At 32.6% G+C, this 20195-nt stretch carries 16 protein-coding genes and 1 pseudogene; 13 read left to right on the top strand and 4 right to left on the bottom strand.

The features are described from left to right. Positions 1-3: 3 nt before the first annotated feature. A complete protein-coding gene (locus H277_RS0115825; protein ID WP_019976596.1) occupies positions 4-540 on the bottom strand; it encodes a hypothetical protein in 537 nt (178 codons plus the stop codon). 253 nt (positions 541-793) lie between these two features. On the opposite strand from H277_RS0115825, the gene H277_RS0115820 reads away from it, so the two are divergent. Beyond that, a complete protein-coding gene (locus H277_RS0115820) occupies positions 794-1258 on the top strand; it encodes a Dps family protein (protein ID WP_019976595.1) in 465 nt (154 codons plus the stop codon). Positions 1259-1367: 109 nt separating this feature from the next. Here H277_RS0115820 and H277_RS0115815 read toward each other — a convergent pair whose 3' ends face one another. After that, a complete protein-coding gene (locus H277_RS0115815) occupies positions 1368-1694 on the bottom strand; it encodes a YegP family protein (RefSeq protein WP_019976594.1) in 327 nt (108 codons plus the stop codon). A 118-nt stretch (positions 1695-1812) separates the two neighbouring features. Next, the gene (locus H277_RS0115810; protein WP_019976593.1) at positions 1813-3762 is read right to left on the bottom strand and encodes a KUP/HAK/KT family potassium transporter; all 1950 of its coding nucleotides are present in this window, start codon (positions 3760-3762) and stop codon (positions 1813-1815) included. Positions 3763-4086: 324 nt separating this feature from the next. Between H277_RS0115810 and H277_RS0115805 the strand changes: the two genes are divergently transcribed. The 12 genes and pseudogenes from H277_RS0115805 to H277_RS0115745 all read left to right on the top strand — a co-directional run bounded on the left by H277_RS0115805 (position 4087) and on the right by H277_RS0115745 (position 18576). After that, positions 4087-4548: a MarR family winged helix-turn-helix transcriptional regulator gene (locus H277_RS0115805; RefSeq protein WP_019976592.1), complete on the top strand. Its 462-nt coding sequence runs from the start codon at positions 4087-4089 to the stop codon at positions 4546-4548. Then, entirely contained in the window at positions 4532-6931 is a 2400-nt protein-coding gene (locus H277_RS0115800; protein ID WP_019976591.1) for a 3-hydroxyacyl-CoA dehydrogenase/enoyl-CoA hydratase family protein, read from the top strand. Before H277_RS0115805 ends, H277_RS0115800 begins: the two co-directional genes overlap by 17 nt. Positions 6932-6967: 36 nt before the next feature. Further along, complete coding sequence (locus tag H277_RS0115795) at positions 6968-7327, top strand: four helix bundle protein (protein WP_019976590.1); 360 nt, start codon at positions 6968-6970, stop codon at positions 7325-7327. Between the two features lie 25 nt (positions 7328-7352). After that, complete coding sequence (locus tag H277_RS0115790; RefSeq protein WP_019976589.1) at positions 7353-8534, top strand: thiolase family protein; 1182 nt, start codon at positions 7353-7355, stop codon at positions 8532-8534. A gap of 81 nt (positions 8535-8615) precedes the next feature. Beyond that, positions 8616-10418, top strand: coding sequence for an acyl-CoA dehydrogenase family protein (locus H277_RS0115785; protein WP_019976588.1), 1803 nt, complete (start codon positions 8616-8618; stop codon positions 10416-10418). Between the two features lie 493 nt (positions 10419-10911). Next, positions 10912-11592, top strand: coding sequence for an SIR2 family NAD-dependent protein deacylase (locus tag H277_RS0115780; RefSeq protein ID WP_019976587.1), 681 nt, complete (start codon positions 10912-10914; stop codon positions 11590-11592). 39 nt (positions 11593-11631) lie between these two features. Continuing rightward, the gene (locus H277_RS19300; protein WP_019976586.1) at positions 11632-12774 is read left to right on the top strand and encodes a M20/M25/M40 family metallo-hydrolase; all 1143 of its coding nucleotides are present in this window, start codon (positions 11632-11634) and stop codon (positions 12772-12774) included. A 328-nt stretch (positions 12775-13102) separates the two neighbouring features. Further along, positions 13103-14197 carry a hypothetical protein gene (locus H277_RS0115765; protein ID WP_019976584.1) on the top strand — a complete coding sequence of 365 codons (1095 nt, stop codon included), beginning with the start codon at positions 13103-13105 and terminating at the stop codon, positions 14195-14197. Between the two features lie 243 nt (positions 14198-14440). Beyond that, positions 14441-15274 carry a beta/alpha barrel domain-containing protein gene (locus H277_RS0115760; protein ID WP_019976583.1) on the top strand — a complete coding sequence of 278 codons (834 nt, stop codon included), beginning with the start codon at positions 14441-14443 and terminating at the stop codon, positions 15272-15274. 85 nt (positions 15275-15359) lie between these two features. Then, complete coding sequence (locus H277_RS0115755) at positions 15360-16235, top strand: helix-turn-helix domain-containing protein (RefSeq protein WP_019976582.1); 876 nt, start codon at positions 15360-15362, stop codon at positions 16233-16235. A 107-nt stretch (positions 16236-16342) separates the two neighbouring features. Beyond that, positions 16343-17560: pseudogene (locus H277_RS19510) on the top strand (TCR/Tet family MFS transporter). 434 nt (positions 17561-17994) lie between these two features. Continuing rightward, on the top strand, positions 17995-18576 hold the full coding sequence (locus tag H277_RS0115745; protein WP_019976579.1) for an NAD(P)H-dependent oxidoreductase: 582 nt from the start codon (positions 17995-17997) through the stop codon (positions 18574-18576). Positions 18577-19135: 559 nt separating this feature from the next. On the opposite strand, the gene H277_RS0115740 is transcribed toward H277_RS0115745, so the two are convergent. Further along, positions 19136-19462, bottom strand: coding sequence for a hypothetical protein (locus tag H277_RS0115740; RefSeq protein ID WP_146810475.1), 327 nt, complete (start codon positions 19460-19462; stop codon positions 19136-19138). Positions 19463-20195 lie beyond the last annotated feature (733 nt).

Genomic DNA, 20195 nt, shown 5'->3' with positions numbered 1-20195 from the left:
ATGTTATAAACCGATAGAAACACCCATAAATGGTTGAAAACCTGATGAAAATATACTTTCATTTTCCTTGTATAAAACATTGTACATGACACCTGCCTGAAATCTAACCGGTCCTCCGGATTGGTATCCGGCTCCAAGCCATAAAGCAGATTCATCTAAATTAGCTTCATACATAGTATTGTAATAAGGAGTACGATCATTGTATTCTTGTTTTCCTGTATAATACATATAATTCGCTCTCAGGAATATATTCTCGATTGGGAAAAAATTGATATAAGGACCAACATTAAATAAATTTAATTTAGAATAATCGTTTTTTGCATATTGATAACCAGCTGTTGCGCCTAACTCTACATTATTCGAAACCATATAACCAACACTTGGAGATACGTTAAAACCAAAGTAACTGTTGTTTCCAAAAGACAGACCAATTCCACCTCCAAATCTCCAATTGTTAGTAAGGGTTTGATTTTGATTAATTTGCGAAAAAGCAGTAGTACCTAGGGTTAAAGAAATGATAAATAAAAGAAAATTTTTCATAGAAATTTAATTAATTTTTAACTTTTAAAAGTGGCTTTAATTGAAAAAACCACTATAAATTTGTCCCAACAAAACTAATAATTCTGTTTTAATAAAAACATCTTATCACGTTTTGGTTGTAAAGAGTCGTTCATAGTTTTTAATTATAAAGGAATAGAAATAAGATTTAAAAAATCTATACCATCTACCCTTTCTGGTTTTATCTTTGCAGTAGTAAAGTTAATCAAAATAGACAATATAAAAATTTAAACAAATGAAATTATTATCGCCAGAAAAGAAACAAAAGATTGCTGATATTTTAATTAAATTATTAGCAGACGAACACATTTTATATTTAAAAACAAGAAATGCACATTGGAATGTTGAAGGTCCAGATTTTCAGACTATACATGTGTATTTTGAATCGTTATACAACGAGTTACAAATTGTCATAGACGATGTTGCGGAAAAAATTCGTCAAAAAGATGTTTATGCACCAGCAACAATGGCAGAGTATTTGCAGTTAGCTCATTTGTCAGAAGCAAGAAAAACGGAAAACAAAGATAGTTTAAGTTTTATTGCTGATTTGCTACACGACCACGAAATTATTATTAATTTTTTGGCAGAAGCTGTAGTAGAAATTGAAAAGTTCAATGATATTTCAACTTCGGATTTCTTAGTTGGATTGTTAGAACAACATCAAAAAACTGCTTGGATGCTTAGATCGCATCTAAAATAAAGTTGAACATTATTTTACTTCATAAGTTTTTAGTGTTAATTCATATTAGTGTTAATTAGGTTGAGCCTTGGATTTTCCAAGGCTTCAGCTTTTTATAGAGGTTTGTGTTTTATCCCTCAACTTCTTTTACACTTGCTTCTAAAGCGTTTGTTTTGACAGAAGCAATTCCGTTTCTAGCACCAGATTCTGTTTCATACGATTGGCTTGTTCCGATAATTTGTCCATTTGAAGCTTTCAGATTGAAATGCCATTTCCCGGAAGCACCTTCTTTTAATTCGAATTTAGCATCATCCTGCGAATTCTTGCGCACGGATTCGATTCCGTTTTCACAACTTGCTTTTTGTTTATATCCTTCGCTTGCTAAAATGTTTTGCCCGTTTTTAGCTTTCAAACGAAAACGATATTCTCCTGCTTTGTCTTGATAAATTTCAAACATAATGAATAGAATTTTAATAGTTTATGATGAATATAAATTTATAAAAATTATTTGATAGTTGTGAATTAAGAAGTTAGATTCATAAAAAAATCCTGAAAAACTTTCAGGATTTTAAATTTTATTGAATTCTTTTTAAATCGTCGACATTGTCTTTGTGTACATATAAAGGGATGTGTTCTACGACAACATCATTTTTTTCAAGACCAAATGATTTTGGAATATTGAATTCTATCTTCTTTAAAATGTAATATACTTTCAAAGTGAAGAACTCTTTCATACTTAATTTAGTTTCAATAGAAGGGAATTTCTCAATTAAAACGAATTTCATATCCGGATCTTGGTTGTATTTTTTCAGACAAGGACTTAAATACTTGAGTTGTAATTCTCCATCTGCATACATATCATTAATTACCTTTTTAATATATTGTTCTGTTTTTGGTTGAACCCTGAATCCAATGTTGAATGTAATTCGATAAATCTTTTGGTCTACAATTGGCAAAATTTTATAATTCAATGTATACGGCTCACTGTCTCGGCTAATGTTGACGAACCAATACACATCTGCACGTTTAGGTCGTTTTGATAAAATAGATTGAATACTGTATTTTTCTATCGTTTTTGGATTTGTCGACTTCGTTAAATAAAATAAGAATGTCGAGTATTTGTTTACTGTTTTATCTTCACTTAATTCTGTTAAAATATTTGCATAACGTTTAATTTTTACAAACTCCAGGTTTCGTGAATTAAGAATTTTCCCATAAAAACTACAGTACATGATGATGAAGAACAACCACCCCATTAGTAGGGCTAAATAACCTCCGTCTATGAATTTGACAACGTTTGCAACAAAGAATGATGATTCGATTGCAACAAAAACAGATAGAATTGCAACAATAAATACTTTGTTGAATTTTGTATAATAGTTGAGGTAATAGGATAATAAAAAAGTGGTCATTAACATGGTGACGGTAATTGCAAGTCCATATGCCGCCTCCATATGAGAAGAATCTCTAAAGTATAAAACAATAAATACACACCCGGCCCATAGCATGAAATTGATGGTAGGGATGTACACCTGGCTTTTATGTTCGTTTGGTTGAATAATCAATGTTCTGGGCCAGAAACCTAAATTGATTGCTTCATTGATTAATGTAAAAGAACCGGTAATTAACGCTTGAGATGCGATAATTGCAGCTCCTGTCGCAATGCATATTCCCGGAATTAAAAACCAGTCAGGCATCATTTCGTAAAATGGATTTCTACCGTCTAATATTGGATCATCTTGATGCATTAACCAAGCAGCTTGCCCTAAATAGTTTGTAACTAAACAAATTTTAACATAGATCCAACTGATACGGATGTTTTTTCGTCCACAATGCCCCAAATCTGAATACAATGCTTCCGCACCTGTTGTACAAAGGAAAACAGCTCCTAATATCCAAAATCCATGTGGGTAATTCATCAAAAGATTGTAGGCGTAATATGGATTTAAAGCCTTGATAATACTTGGATGATGAACAATGTGGTAAATTCCTAATCCTAAAAGCATAGTAAACCATAAGACCATAAAAGGACCAAATATTTTACCGACTTTGTTTGTTCCGAATCGTTGAAAAAAGAATAATGCAGAAAGAATAAAAATGACAATTGGTATAGTAGGGAGGTTTTCCAGTCCGTTTAACATTCGTAGACCTTCTACGGCGGAAGAAACCGAAACGGGAGGAGTAATAATTCCATCTGCTAATAAGGCGGATGCTCCAATAATGGTTGGGATAATAAGATTTTTTCCTTTTTTCTTGATGAGTGAATACAACGAAAAAATACCTCCTTCACCATCATTATCTGCTTTTAGTGTCAACCATACATATTTAATAGAAGTTTGAAAACATAAAGTCCAAAATACACACGATACGCCTCCATAAACAATGCTCTCTTCAATTACACGATTTTCTCCGATTATCGCTTTCATTACATATAATGGACTTGTTCCAATATCACCGTAAATGATTCCAAATGCGATTAAGAGGGTTGCTGCCGTTACTTTATTCATCGTATGCTTTGATTCCATAAGCACTATTTTAAAATTTCTACGAATGTATGCCGTTGAAAAGAGATTAAACAATCTTATTTATTTATAATCATAAAGCTACTTTATATTTATTTTCGATTTTAATATGGCGTATTTATACACTACTTTTTCTGTTTTGGATTTAATTGAATAAAATTAACTATTATTTATTCATCATATTTATTTCTTTAAGATTAATTTAATCTTATATGTTTTTGATAAATAGTATATTGTATCAAATTATGTTAAGAGATATTAAATTTTAAAATGTTATTATGCTTGCATAATAAAAAAAGATTATATTTGTTAGACATACACTAAAATATGTTAAGAGAAGATTTAACGATAGATTATTTATTGCGTTCAACATGGCTTTCTGTGCAGAAAATGTATAATGAGCAAGCAGGAGCTTACGATTCCACAATGGTGTATGCATTTACATTATTATCGATTGACCCGAAAGGAGGTACACCAAGTACTTCATTGGGACCAAAAATGGGAATTGAACCGACAAGTTTGTCTAGAACTTTAAAAAACTTAGAAGCAAGAAATTTTATTGTACGAAAACCAAATCCGGAAGATGGGAGAAGCGTTTTAATTACGTTAACAGAAGAAGGTTTACGGATGAGAGATATTTCGAAACATTTTGTTTTACAGTTCAACGAATCAATTAATAATCATATCGAACCTGAGAAAATGCAGATTTTCTTAGAAGTGATTTATAAGATTAATCAATTAATATCGGACAAAAAAATATTTAAAAACAATTATGAGAAGACACGTTAAACACGTAACTGTATTAGGATCAGGAGTAATGGGTTCTGGTATTGCATGTCATTTTGCAAATATCGGAGTCGAAGTCTTGATGCTGGATATGGTTCCTCGCGAGCTTACACCACAAGAGCAAGCGAAAGGACTTACTTTAGAGAGTAAAGTAGTTCGTAACAGAACTGCTCAAACTCACTTAGATGCTGCTTTAAAAAGCAACCCTTCACCAATTTATGACAAAGCATTTGCTTCTCGTATAACTGTTGGTAATTTTGATGATGATTTCGAGAAAATTAAAAACTCGGATTGGGTAATAGAAGTAGTAATCGAACGATTAGATATTAAACAATCAATTTTCGAACGTGTAGACAATTTCCGCAAACCAGGAACTTTAGTAACGTCGAATACTTCTGGTATTCCAATTCATTTGATGGCAGAAGGTCGTTCAGAAGATTTTCAAAAACATTTTTGTGGAACGCACTTTTTTAATCCACCACGTTACTTAAAATTATTCGAAATCATTCCAACTCCTCAAACAGATCAATCTGTCGTTGAATTTTTCCAAAACTATGCGTCGTTATTTCTAGGTAAAACACCGGTTTTATGTAAAGATACACCAGGTTTTATAGGGAATAGAGTAGGAGTCTACTCGATGGCGAAAGTGATGGAATTGGCACAGGAAATAGGATTAACAATTGAAGAGGTCGATACATTAACAGGATCTATTCTTGGTCGCCCAAAAACAGGAACTTTCAAATTAGGGGATTTGGTTGGTTTGGATACAGCGTACAATGTAACGAAAGGGTTACAGCAAAATGCACCAAACGACGAGATGATTCAAGGTTTGAGAGATTCAAAGTTTTTGAACTTCTTGATTGAAAATAAATTCTTAGGTGATAAAACGAGAAAAGGTTTCTATTACAAAGAAATTGATAAAGACGGAAATACAAAACGTTTTGCATTAAACCTTGATACATTAGACTATCGTCCTATGGCACGTGCTAAAGTTACTGCTGTTGAAACTGCGAAAAATGCAGGCTCTATGCGTAATAAATTAGGCGTTCTATTGAAAGATTCTGGTAAAGCAGGAGAATTAATCCGTAAACATTTTGCATCATTATTTGCGTATGTTTCGCAACGTATCCCGGAAATTACAGATGTGTTGTATCCAATAGATGATGCTTTAAAAACAGGGTATGCTTGGAAATATGGTCCATTTGAAACATGGGACTTAGTTGGGGTGAAAAACGGAATTCAGTTAGTAGAATCTGAAGGATTCAAAGTGGCTGATTGGGTAAAAGAGTTAGCAGCAACTGGTGCAGATTCTTTTTATAAAATAGAGAATGGCAAAAAACTTTTCTATAACCAGGATTCAAAACAATTCGAATTAATTCCGGGACAAGATGCATTTATCATTTTAGATAATATCCGTAAAACAAATGAAGTTTGGTCTAATCAAGAAACTTCTATCCAAGATTTAGGTGATGGAATTATTAACATTGAATTCCGATCAAAAATGAATTCGCTTGGAGGTGGAGTTTTACAAGGAATTAATAAAGGGATTGAACTTGCTGAAAAAGATTATCGTGGAGTTGTGATAGGTAACCAAGGTGATAATTTCTCTGTTGGAGCAAATTTAGCAATGATTATGATGATGGCTGCTGAGCAAGATTGGTGGGAATTAAACATGGCAATCAAAATGTTCCAGGATACGATGATGCGTGTTCGTTATTCATCTATTCCGGTAGTTGTTGCTCCACATGGAATGACACTTGGTGGAGGATGTGAAATGTCGATGCATGCAGATAAAATTGTTGCAGCTGCAGAAACTTACATTGGTTTAGTTGAAGTTGGAGTAGGATTAATTCCAGGTGGTGGAGGTTCGAAAGAATTTGCTCGCCGCGCAACTGAGTTTGCATTAAAAGATGATGTGAAAGTAAATCATTTACGTGATAACTTCATGAATATTGCAACAGCCAAAGTAGCGACATCAGCTTATGAAGCGAAAAATATGGGAATTATTCGTGAACAAGATGTTGTCGTGGTAAATGCAGAACGTCAAATTGCAGAAGCAAAGAAACATGCAATTATTATGGCAGAAGCAGGATATACGCAACCTATTCAACGTAGAGTAGAGGTGTTAGGGAAAGAAGCGATGGGTATGTTCTATGTAGGAACTGATTCTATGGTAGCCGGACGTTATGCTTCTGATCACGATCGTTTAATTGCGAATAAATTAGGATATGTCATGACAGGTGGTAATTTATCTGAATCTACTTATGTTTCAGAACAATATTTGTTAGACTTAGAACGCGAAACTTTCTTATCGCTTTGTGGAGAAAGAAAAACATTAGAGCGAATCCAGCATATGTTGAAAACAGGTAAACCTTTGCGTAATTAAAATTATAGTATTGGGATTTTAGATATTAGTATTGAGATGCATAAACTTGAGGATTTAATAATTTGGAAAAAAGCAATTGAGCTTACAAAACAAGTTTATTTGATTTGTTTAGAATTACCTCAAGACGAAAAGTTTGGTCTGAATAGTCAAATTAAAAGAGCTGCAATTTCAATTCCTTCAAATATTGCAGAAGGAGCTGGAAGAAACTCAAATAAAGAATTTGTTCATTTTTTATCAATTGCAAATGGATCTTCTTATGAATTAATGACTCAATTAATTTTAGGGATAGAATTACAATTATTCAAGAAAGATAAAACAGAACATATTATTTTATTATTAAATGAAATTCAGAAAATGAATTATGTATTTCAACAAAAACTAAAATCTAGAATCTAGAATCTAACATCTAAATTTTTAAAAAATGAAACAAGCATATATAGTTACAGGATATAGAACAGCTGTAGGGAAAGCGCCAAAAGGGACATTACGCTTTACGCGTCCTGATGAGATGGCTGCTACAGTAATCAAACGCTTAATGCAAGATTATCCAACTTTAGATCCGGCGCGTATTGACGATTTAATTGTTGGGTGTGCAATGCCGGAAGCAGAGCAAGGATTAAATATGGCACGTCTTATCTCATTAATGGGGTTGGATACAGATAAAGTGCCAGGTGTTACAGTAAATCGCTACTGTGCATCAGGTTCAGAAGCAATTGCGTTGGCAGCTGCTAAAATCAGAACAGGAATGGCAGAATGTATTATTGCAGGAGGTGCAGAATCGATGTCGTATATTCCAATGGGAGGATACAAGCCAATTCCGGAAACAGATTTAGCCAAAGATCACCCAGATTATTATTGGGGAATGGGGTTGACGGCAGAAGAAGTCGCAAAAGAATTTAAAGTTTCTCGTGAAGACCAAGATTTGTTTGCGTTTAATTCGCATCAAAAAGCGTTGAAAGCAAATGCGGAAGGAAAATTTGCATCTCAAATTGTTCCGATTGATGTTGAATACAGTTTTTTGGATGACAAAGAAAAAGTTCAAACCAAGAAAATAGATTTCAAAGTTGATGAAGGACCACGTGCAGATACTTCAGTTGAAGGTTTAGCAAAATTACGTCCGGTTTTTGCACAAGGCGGAACAGTTACAGCCGGTAATTCATCTCAAATGTCTGATGGAGCTGCTTTTGTAATGGTGATGTCAGAAGATATGGTGAAAGAACTGGGACTTGAGCCGGTTGCTCGTTTAGTCGCTTATTCAACAGTAGGTTTAGAGCCTCGTATTATGGGAATGGGACCTTTGTTTGCAATTCCTAAAGCGTTAGAACAAGCTGGAATGAAGTTAGAGGATATCCAATTGATTGAATTAAATGAAGCATTTGCTTCTCAGTCTGTTGCAATTATGCGTGAACTGAATTTGAATCCGGATATTGTGAATGTAAATGGAGGTGCGATTGCCTTAGGGCATCCGCTTGGATGTTCAGGAACGAAATTAACAGTTCAATTGTTACATGAAATGGAAGCGCGTAAAGCGAAATATGGAATGGTAACAATGTGTGTGGGTACCGGACAGGGAGCGGCTTCAATTTTCGAATATTTAAAATAATGCGGTAGGAGAGTTGGTAATGATTTCTTTCTGATCCGGCTCTTCTTTTTACAAAATAACAACCATAAAACAATTACAAGAATGTCTACAAATCCAAATAGATTAATCGGAGGACAATATCTAATCAAAGATGCCTCTTACAATGATATCTTTACTTACGAAGATTTATCAGAAGAACAGCAAATGATTTTGCAATCTGCAAAAGAATTTATCGATAAGGAAGTTGTTCCTAATAAACACCAAATAGAGAAAAAAGATTATGCTTTAATCGAGGAGTTAATGCGTAAAATTGGTGAATTAGGATTGTTAGGAATTTCTGTTCCGGAAGAATACGGAGGTTTAGGAATGGGATTCGTAACAACCATGTTAGTTTGTGACTATATTTCTGGCGCAACAGGTTCGTTGGCTACAGCTTTCGGAGCTCACACAGGAATTGGTACAATGCCAATCTTACTATATGGAACAGAAGAGCAAAAACAAGAATACTTACCAAAATTAGCAACAGGAGAATGGTTTGCTTCTTATTGTTTGACTGAACCTGAAGCAGGTTCTGATGCAAATTCAGGAAAAACAAAAGCTGTTTTATCAGAAGATGGAAAAGAATACATCATCACTGGTCAAAAAATGTGGATAACAAATGCAGGTTTTGCAGATTTGTTTATCGTATTTGCTCGTATTGATGACGATAAAAATATTACGGGTTTCATTGTTGAAAAAGATAAAGCAGGAGAAGGGTTCTCTTTGGGAGAAGAAGAAGATAAATTAGGAATTGTTTCTTCATCAACTCGTCAGGTTTTCTTTAACGAAGTTCGTGTTCCGGTAGAAAATCTTTTAGGAGAAAGAAACGGAGGATTTAAAATTGCGATGAATGCTTTAAATGTTGGTCGTATCAAATTAGGTGCGGCTTGTTTAGATGCTCAACGTCGTATTTTAGATTATTCGCTACAATATTCTTCAGAACGTAAACAGTTCAATACATCGATTAATACTTTTGGAGCTATCAAAGAAAAGCTAGCGGATATGGCTGTTGCTGCGTTTACTTCAGAAGCGGGAGCTTATCGTGCTGCGAAAGATGTTCAAGATGCAATCGAAGATAATGTAGCAAAAGGAATGCCGCACAATGAAGCTGAATTGAAAGGGATTGAAGAATATGCAATCGAAGCTTCTATCTTGAAAGTTTGGATTTCTGATGCTGCACAGGATGCGGCAGATGAAGGAATTCAGATTTATGGAGGAATGGGATATTCAAAAGAAATGCCTATGGAAGCAGCTTGGAGAGATGCACGTATTTCTAGAATTTATGAAGGTACAAACGAAATCAATACATTGTTATGTGTTTCGATGTTAGTAAAACGTGCATTCAAAGGAAAATTAGATTTAATGTCGCCGGCCATGAATGTGGCAAATGAATTAATGTCGATTCCTTCTTTTGATATTCCGGATTATTCTGAATTATTTGCACAAGAAAAAGAGATTCTTGCAAATCTAAAGAAAGCATTCTTTATGGTAGCAGGATCAGCATTGCAAAAATTTGGAGCTGAGTTGGAACAACATCAACAATTAATTATTGCGGCTTCTCGTATCATGCAAGAAATTTATATGGTAGAATCAGCGATGTTGCGTGCAGAAAAAATTGCAACGACGAAAGGTGCTGATGCTGCTAAAAATGCCGTAAAATTAGTTCAGTTACAATTGTTCAAATCTGTGGAAATTATCAAAACAGAAGCGACTCGTGGTATTATTTCTTTTACAGAAGGTGACGAGCAACGCATGATGTTGTCAGGATTAAGAAGATTTACACGTTACAATGAATATCCGAATGTCGTAAATCTAAAAACTGAGATTGCAGATTTATTAATTAAAGAAAATAAATACACTTTCTAGTGGTCGTTTAGTTAAACTAAAAAAAAGCAGTCAATTATTGACTGCTTTTTTTATTTTAACATATTGATATTTAATTTGGTATATCATTTGATTAATCTCGCTCAAGTACTAGTCTTTATATAAGTTAGTTGAGTTTTCATGGTACTTAAGTTTTAGTAGAGAAAAGCCTCAGTTGTTCCCAATTGAGGTTTTTTCATGTCGTATAGTAAAGTTTATTCATTAAAAATAAGCGAGTTACACTTGTTTTTCTTTTTGAAATACAAGTGTAAAGAAATGAATCGTTGTAACTTTAAATAAAAATATTAATTCTAAAAACGAAAAATATGATGATTAATGCAGCTATTTTAACAGTAACGATGTTCGTGACGTTCAGTGTGATGTGTCTGGTCAAATTAAACGAATTTAAAAAATTGAAATAACGTGAAGCTCCATTTGTACAAATGGAGTTTTTGTATTTATAACGCTATATTTACTTCAGAAACGAAATGTAAAAATGAGAAAGAAATTAGTGGTTTTAACAGGAGCAGGAATTAGTGCTGAAAGTGGGATTTCTACTTTCAGAGATGCGAATGGTTTGTGGGAGAATCATGATATTATGGAAGTCGCTTCTATCGAAGGTTACTTGAAAAATCCGGAATTGGTACAAGAATTCTATAATCAGCGCAGGCAACAATTGTTCGAAGTGGAACCAAATGCGGCACACCTTTTTTTAAAAGAGTTAGAGAGCGATTTTGATGTATCTATTATTACTCAAAACGTAGATGATTTACACGAACGTGCAAATTCTTCAAAGGTGATTCATTTGCACGGTGAATTAAGAAAAGCAAGAAGTGAAAAAAATGAAAACCTGATTATAGAATGGAATAAAAATATAAATCTTGGAGATTTAGCTGAAGATGGAAATCAACTTCGTCCTCATATTGTGTGGTTTGGCGAAATGGTTCCGGAAATAGAAAATGCAATCGATGAGGTTCTGACTGCGGATATGTTGATTATAATCGGAACATCAATGCAAGTTTATCCTGCAGCTTCACTTAAAGATTATGCAAAATCAAATGTACCTGTTGTCTATATAGATCCATCAGAGACTTTTGTAGATTCCTCAATTACACACATTAAGAAAAAAGCAACAGAAAGTATTGAAGAATTAAAAACTATTTTGAATAATTTTTAATCTTTTACGTTTTAATTTTGTTAAATTAATTTTCATGTGATGAAGTATATCTATTTACCGGTAATTATTTTTATTGTCTCAATTGGTATAAAGGCTCAAGAATTTAATCCGTTTTATCAATCGATTGTTACGCAAGTGAAATTCGATTCGGTTCAACAGAAATTACAAAAATTTCAAGACTTCGGAATTAAAACTGTCGGATCTTCTGCACATGACAATGTATTTAGTTGGTTGAAGTTGTATTATACAAACTATGGTTATTCGAATATAGAACAACAATCTGTGAGTGTTTTCGGGAAGATTGGATATAATTTAATTGTTACAAAAATTGGAAAAAAGTATCCGGATGAATTTATTATTATCGATGGACATTATGATACGTTAAATGGTCCTGGAGCAAATGACAATGGTTCAGGAACAGTTACGTTACTGGAAATAGCAAGATTAATAGCAGATGTCGAAACAGATTATTCGATAAAGTTTATTCATTTTACAGGAGAAGAACGTGGTTTGATAGGAAGTCAGGAATATGTGAATAAAATTGCCGTTCCTCAAAATCTAAAAATAAAAGCAGTTCTTAATATTGATGAGGTTGGGGGAGTTGCAAACAAGATGAATACAACAATTGTTTGTGAGCAAGACGAAAGTAATCCAATTTCTAATAATGCAGCTTCATCTGAATTGACAAATCAAATGGCTCGTATTTTTCCATTGTACACTTCTTTAAAAACTGAAATTTCGAGAGCGTATAGTTCTGACTATATGCCTTTTCAAGCAGTTGGTTATCCTATAACAGGGCTTTTCGAGAAAAATGAAACGCCTTATGCGCATACTCCTCAAGATACAATTGATCGTATGGATGTAAAGTATCTTACAGAAGTGGTGAAAGGAGCTTTGGCGACTTTATTGCATTTTTCATTTGCACAAGAAAAGTTGAATACGATTGAAAATTCAATTTCTACTTTACAAGTTTATCCAAATCCTGTCGTTGAAACCCTTCATTTTTCTCAGAATTTACAGCAGCCGACAATTATTATATATGATGAATCTGGAAAGCAGGTTTTTTATAAAAAATTTCAGACAAGTGTGTCTCAAATCAATTTAGAATATCTTGTTCCCGGAGTTTATTTCGTTACGATCAATTCGAATCAACATTATAATTTTAAGATATTAAAAAAATAGTCTTCTTTGGTGTAAATTTTATAGACTAGCATAATTAGGTATGTTGATGTAAAATGCTTAGCAGTCAATTTCTTTACTAAAAATGTTTTCATATCACTAAAGATTTGAAAAACTTTTTGAACATAAACCTTGTTAACGTTTCATTCAAACATGTTCTTAACTTGAGAGTTTTAACGCCGTTTTTTATTTCCTTTTTTGTAATTTAGCAAATAGTAAATGGTTTGCTATTGTGGTGCTAAATTGAAAGTTTATGCTTCTATTTCCGCTACTATTGACAAACTCCGAACCGTTGGAGGAAATATTCCCCAACCAGTGCTTAATCTTAATAATGAATCCAGAACTAAAAGAAATAGAAAAGCAAATTAAAAAAACTCATAAATTTGCTTTTACTCCAAAATATAAAACTGAATTTCACACTCAACTTTCTGGGAAAGCTTTTTTTGCTATTACAAATCAAGCTTTTGAAAAATTAGAATGGGATATTATTTATGTTGATGAACATTCAATTGAGGCTAAGCGAAAGACAAAAAGTTTAGGAATGACTCAATATACAGAATCCATAATTGTATCTTACAATTATGGAAATGTAGCTGTAAAAAGTGAATCTTTAGGTAATGAAATGTGGGACAATGGGCGAAATTCAAAAAGAGTTCATCTTTTCATACAAGTAATTCAAGACATAGAAAGGAATTATAATCGAGAAGAATTAAGACAGCTTGAAAAGGAACAAGAATCAAAAGATAATTGGGATGATTATAAAATTCCAACAGAATTACCAAAGCCAAAAGCTATACGAAAACCTAACATAATCTTTCCTATTCTAATTGCAATTGTTTCTTCTATAATATTGGCATTTATATTAGCTAAAATATCCTTAACAGGGAGATATATAATTGTCTTATTTGAATTTCTTGTTGGTTTAGCTTTGGCGTTTTCTTTAAAACTTGGAATTAAGTTAGGGAATTTTACCAACTTCAATAAATTAATAAACATTTTGATTTGTTCAATATTGATTGTTTTTATTGGAAATCAAATATTTCAATATAATATCATCTTGACTGAAAGTAATTTTGAAAGAATTGGATTTTTTGAATTTTTGAAACTTAGACTTCAACAAGGTTTAACAATCAAAAGTTTAAATGTTGGAAGTGTTGGATTAATAATTAGTTGGATTATTCAATTAGGACTAACGTTTGTATTTGGTTACTTAAACTTGACAAGATTTTTAATTTCATATGTCATAAAAAGAATACCAACAGAAGTTATTGATTTTACATTTTTTCATTTTGTGAAAGGAAAAGATGAGCATCAAGTTAGAACAGAACTAGCGTTTTTAGGCTGGACGAACGAACAAAATCAAAATGAAGTTTTTGAAGCCATTAATGGAATTCAAGAAAACAACGAAATGAACAGAACAACTTAAAAAAGATACTTCCGCTAACAAAGATTTTGTAAAATGGCGGATTAAATATAAAATAGGAAGCTTTTGGTTTCTTATGTAGCAAAAAGCCAATTGCATGGACTTTTTTATTAAATTAGAAAAGACAAATGGCTTTTACTACGTGTCGTCTAAATCGAAACTTTCATCTTCGATTATCCGCTCCTCCGCAAATCACTCAAATGTTAGCGGTTATTATAAAACGAGCCTTATAAAAGATAAAAAAATATGACCGAAACAGTAACAGTTGACGAAGCGATTTCAAAAGGACATAAAATGGTCAGTTATCCAGTTATGATAATTATGTGTGGAACCATTGGGCTTACGCTTTATTTAGGTGCTCAAAAACTCATTCCTACTTGGAGTTTTCTAATTGGATTTGTCCTTGCACTTGTTTTTGCTTGGTTATGGTGGAGTTTTATGATTACTAAGTGGCGACTTTGGGCTTTTGAAAATGTTAGAAATGTTCACGAACTAAAAAAACGAGCTATTCAAGAAAAATTAATTTGGGTAGACAATAGTGTTTTTGAAAAGACAGAGATTCGTACTGTAACAGACAAAGAGAAATTAAATACTTTATCAAACAAATTCAAGCAAGACGACCTTTTTCAAGACGACTTAACTGTAGCAAATGAAACTGTTATTTACTATTCAAAAGGTAAAAATTCTGTTGAAATGGTGATTATGTTTTGCTGTTTAGGTATTGGTGTCTATTTACTTCTCAAAACTGATAGTTATATCATTGGTTTAATTCTTTCAATAGTTGGTTCATATTTTGGTTACAAGGAGTACAAAGAATCGACAAATACAGACCCTCAAATCATAATTAATGACAAAGGAATTAAAACTATATCAACAGACTTTTATAGTTGGAATGACATTGAAAACGAAGAAGTCATAAGTAAGGTTTCGGGAAAGCATATTCATTATTACTTGACTTATAATTATCGAGACGGAAGAGAATATTTGCAAATTGACGATTACGATATAGATATGAGAGGTTTAAACAAATTACTGATTTTATATCGTGGGCGAAGTAATAAAAAAGTCATAAACTGTTAAAAGGAGTTTGTAAAAATACTGAATCGAGCACGAAATTGAAAAGAATGAAATACTTCTTTATAAAATTTAAAAATAGGTGTAAAATATGGCTTTATTTATAACGCTTGATAATGTTTATAGTTTATATGATCTTGATTCTACAAAGAAAATAGAGGGTATTGTTGTTTTTCATCAACACAATAAGGAAAATCAGAATTATAAGAAGCATAGTCGTCTATTTGAAGGCTTGTTATTGGGTGTTGTATTAAAAGGTGCAATGAAAACCCAAATTCATTTTTCTGAATATGAAGTAAAAGAAGGTGATATAGCTGTTGTGCCCCCACAGGTTATGATAGAAACAAAGTCTTTAAGCGAAGATGCAGAAATCGTTACGATAGGTCTTTCTCTAGATTTTATTTCAACATTTCCAATCTTAAGAGAATTTGTCATGAACGATCAGATTCGTTGGCAGCCGATTATTAGATTGGAGCAAGATGAATTTCTTTTACAAAAAGAATTCATCCGGCTTATTGAGAAAGTATACAACAAGAAACAAAGCAGTCATAAAACAGAAATGCTCAAGCATCTTGTGATGGGATTGATTCATTTGATTACTGAAAAATATCAGAATGCACCTTCTCATAAAAGCCAAGCAAAAAACCGAACACATGAAATTATCGATAACTTTTATTCGTTGGTTTCTAAATATGCGCACAAGCAACGAAGTGTACAGTTTTATGCAGATGAACTACACTTAAGTACGCAGTATCTTTCTTCTTTTTTGAAACAAAATACAGGGAAATCTACTTTACAGTGGATTGATCATGTACTAGTATTGCATGCTAAAACATTGCTTAAATCCTCAAGCTTATCAATAAAAGAAATTAGCCATGAATTAGAATTCACAGATACTAGCGTATTTTGTCGATATTTTAAACGCAATACAGGTAGGTCTCCCAAATTATATAGAGAGGAGGAGTAGTGTAAGGTGTGTGAGTGTGTACATGGATAAAAGATAGTTTAGAAATACTACCTAAAACCTAGTAAATCGTCAATAATCTATTTGGCAACGCTGTCTACTTTTATCACATGAAAAAAGCAGATAAAAAAGCGGCAGTTAGATTTATATTTATTACACTATTGCTAGATATAATAGGGTGGGGGATCATACTTCCTGTCGTTCCGAAACTGATAGGGGAACTTATTCATAGTGATATTAGCAAAGCAGCAACCTATGGAGGTTGGCTTGGTTTTGCCTATGCATTTACACAATTTGTATTTTCACCTATAGTTGGTAATCTTAGTGATAAGTATGGTAGACGTCCTATCTTATTGATCTCTCTTTTTGGTTTTTCTATCGATTATATTTTGTTAGCTCTTGCACCTTCTATTGGCTGGTTATTTCTAGGCCGTGTTATTGCAGGATTAACCGGAGCTAGTATTTCTACAGCAAGTGCTTATATTGCTGACATATCTACGGATGAAAACAGAACAAAGAACTTTGGGTTAATTGGAGTTGCATTTGGTTCAGGGTTTATAATAGGTCCTGTTTTGGGAGGTTTATTAGGATATTATGGAGTGAGAGTGCCTTTTTATGTCGCGGCAGTATTATGTCTACTGAATTTCTTGTATGGGTATTTTATGCTTCCTGAGAGTTTAGATAAAAGTAAAAGAAGACCGTTTGAGTGGGAACGTGCTAATCCGATAGGTTCTTTGAGGTTTTTATTTAAACATCCTAAAATTTCTAATTTGGTTTTCGCTTTAGTGTTCGTTTATATTGGACTTCATGCCGTTCAAAGTAATTGACATTTTTTTACGATGTATACGTTTAATTGGACAGAAAGACTAGTAGGGATTTCTTTAGGAATTTTGGGGCTATGCATTGGATTGGTACAAGGTGTATTGATTCGATGGAGTGCTCCTAAATTAGGAGAGCAAAAAAGCATCTATTTAGGATTATTGTTTTATGCGTTAGGACTTTTATTGTTTGCTTTTGCGAATGAGGGATGGATGATGTTCGTTCTTTTAATACCCTATTCTTTAGGAGGGATTTGTGGACCTTCTCTCCAGTCTTTAATTAGTAAAAGTATTCTCCCCGATCAGCAAGGAGAATTACAGGGAGCATTAACAAGTTTAGTAAGTGTTACTTCTATTATAGGGCCACTTATTATGACTAATTTATTCTATTATTTTACGCATGAAAGTACACCTTTTGAATTTTCGGGTGCTCCATTTTTATTAGCGGCTATATTGATGTTTATAAGTGCAGTGTTTATTTATTATCGTTTTAAAAAACATAAAAACTAAATGTTTATCTAGGATGGAATATTTACAAAAGGATATTGTGTAGTATACGTGATTTATAATATCCTTAAAAGGATTAATGAAGAAGAGAAACACATCTTGATAAAGAAGAAATAACGTATTGCATCACTTTTCCGAAAATTTCATGACAGAATATTCTTCATTTATCACAGGGTAATATACCGAAGAAAATATTCAGACTATTACTAATGTGGAATTGATAATGATTCCTAAAAATTATAATTGACTTTTTAGCAAATCAAAGTCTCAATTGGCTGGTTTTTAAGGTTAATAACTGATCGTTAGTGTGTTGGTTTTTTATTTAGGTGTTCCACAAGGATATTTAAATTGTGTCGGACAAGAAATTTCTTTTTAGACAAATGTCCTATATAAGTAAATATCCAATGAAGATATTTGTACTTTAATTAGAAAAAGAAATGGGTAAGAAAATTTTAATTATCAATGGGCATCCCAATAAAAATGCCTTCAATAACGGAATTGCTATAGCATATAAAACAGGAGCAGAAAATACAGGAGCAGAAGTAAAAGAAATTGTAATTGGAGATTTACAATTCAATCCAAATCTCCAATTCGGTTACCAAAAAAGGACAGAATTAGAACCTGATTTAATAGAGGCTTGGGAAAAAATTAAATGGGCAGAACATTTGGTTTGGGTACATCCAGTTTGGTGGGGCGGACTTCCCGCCGTAACCAAAGGTTTTATAGACCGACTTTTTTTACCAGGGTTTGCCTTTCAATACAAAGAGAACTCTGTTTGGTGGGACAAATTACTAAAAGGTAAAACGGCACGTATTATTACTACACTTGACCAGCCGAGTTGGTACTATTGGTTAGTGTATGGGCGACCAAGTGTAAACCAACTAAAAAAATCAACATTGGAATTTTGTGGAATAAAACCAGTAAAAGTAACGTACATTGGTGTCGTAAAAATAGCTACACCGGAAATAAGAAATAAGTGGATAGAAAAAGTTGTTGCATTAGGAAGAAAACAAAAATAGCTCCATAAATAACGAATTGCTCACAAAGGTTGGCGAAAAAGCGAGGCAAAAGGGTGTAATGATTAGTTTCTTCTTTTTTCTCGCACAAGTCCTTTGGATTTTCTTTTTTCATAATTGAGTAAAAATCGAAATTGGTTTTGCTATGTGTCGTCTAAATAGAACTTTCGGTTTTGTTTTACGTCATTTTAGTAATAGCAAAAAATATGGCAGTTAGTTTAATAGAACTTGCGCTTAAGAAATAACATATTATATAATTAAAAATTCAAAATGAGATGTAGCAATTGTGTAAAGCAAACGCCATCTAATAGAAAAGTGTGTCATTGGTGTAATAATGATAAATCTAAAGATCAACAAACACATACTATTATAATAGTATCAATTATTGTTGTAATAAATAGTATGGTTGTGTTCATAATAAATAATTAGATTACAAACAAAATTTAGTTACTACAAGTTAAAATACACCACTATTTCATTAATTTTAAGGGATTTATTTTTAATTATTCATCCAAAATAAGAGACATTTTTCTTAAATTATTTCGATAGAATGTTAAATATGTTATTGATATAAACTTGAGAACCCATCTTTTTCTATTTCTTTATTATTTACCTTTGAAGATAACAATGTATGCTTCTTCAATAATCTTATGCTAGGGGATTTAAATGTCCAACTCATGGGTCTGTCTAAGAAATAGTGATATTCTCCATTGCTCATTTTGATCTCAATAAGGTATAGATTGTATTTATTGATTGCGTTGCGAAGTCCGATACTCGTTATCTGTTCAATCTGATCCGCATGATATAAGACATCATCAATCTTAAGTCCCTGCTCTTCTAATACAACCTTGTGTAAATGAATGTTCTTTTTTAAGCGAAAATATCCCATAATGGATAGAAGGGATACAGAAATTATGCAAAACATGGCTAGGTATAGCAACAAAATAAAATCTCCTTCAGCTAGGATAAACATGAGCATCATAGCGAATAGCACAATTGGTCCAAAAATGACACAAGAATACATTAAATAATTTTGACTTAAAATCTTTATTTTCATGAAAACGTTCTAATTATTAAATAGACTCCAATACCAAAACTACAAATTTTAACAGCTATCTCTTATAAGATTGTTGAGAGAATATTGTCAGTTCAATATTTGTAACAACTTTGTTGTACCTCTAGCAAGAAATATAAACATTATATACACTAAAAGCTCTTTAAATCAAAAAAAACATGGCAATTTTAAATACCATGTATTGACATTAAGCAGGTCTTTGAGGTTTTTTTAGAACGAATACCTTGCTTTCTACTTATTTTCCACGATTCAATAACCCGAATTTCTCCGTTTCTCCTCTCTTTTCGTTGAATAATCACAAATCGCTAGACATTTTTTGGTTTTACCCTCTATAGATTTCGCGCTTGTTTTAGCAGGGATCCGGCCACTTTTCGGTTTTAATTTATGATTTTTTAAAAAATATTTTGCGATATAACAATGAGTTAGGGCTTTTGTGTAAAATAAATGTAAATTTCGTTTGGAGTTTCGGAAAAATGGGTTGTATATTTGCAATCCCAATACGAAAGACGAGTAGTATTGTAGTTGACATAGGGACTTATAAATACCG

The organism is Empedobacter brevis NBRC 14943 = ATCC 43319 (assembly GCF_000382425.1).
Classification (GTDB): domain Bacteria; phylum Bacteroidota; class Bacteroidia; order Flavobacteriales; family Weeksellaceae; genus Empedobacter; species Empedobacter brevis.
Note: the sequence above shows the minus strand (reverse complement) of the source record. Positions and strands in the feature narration are given on the sequence as shown.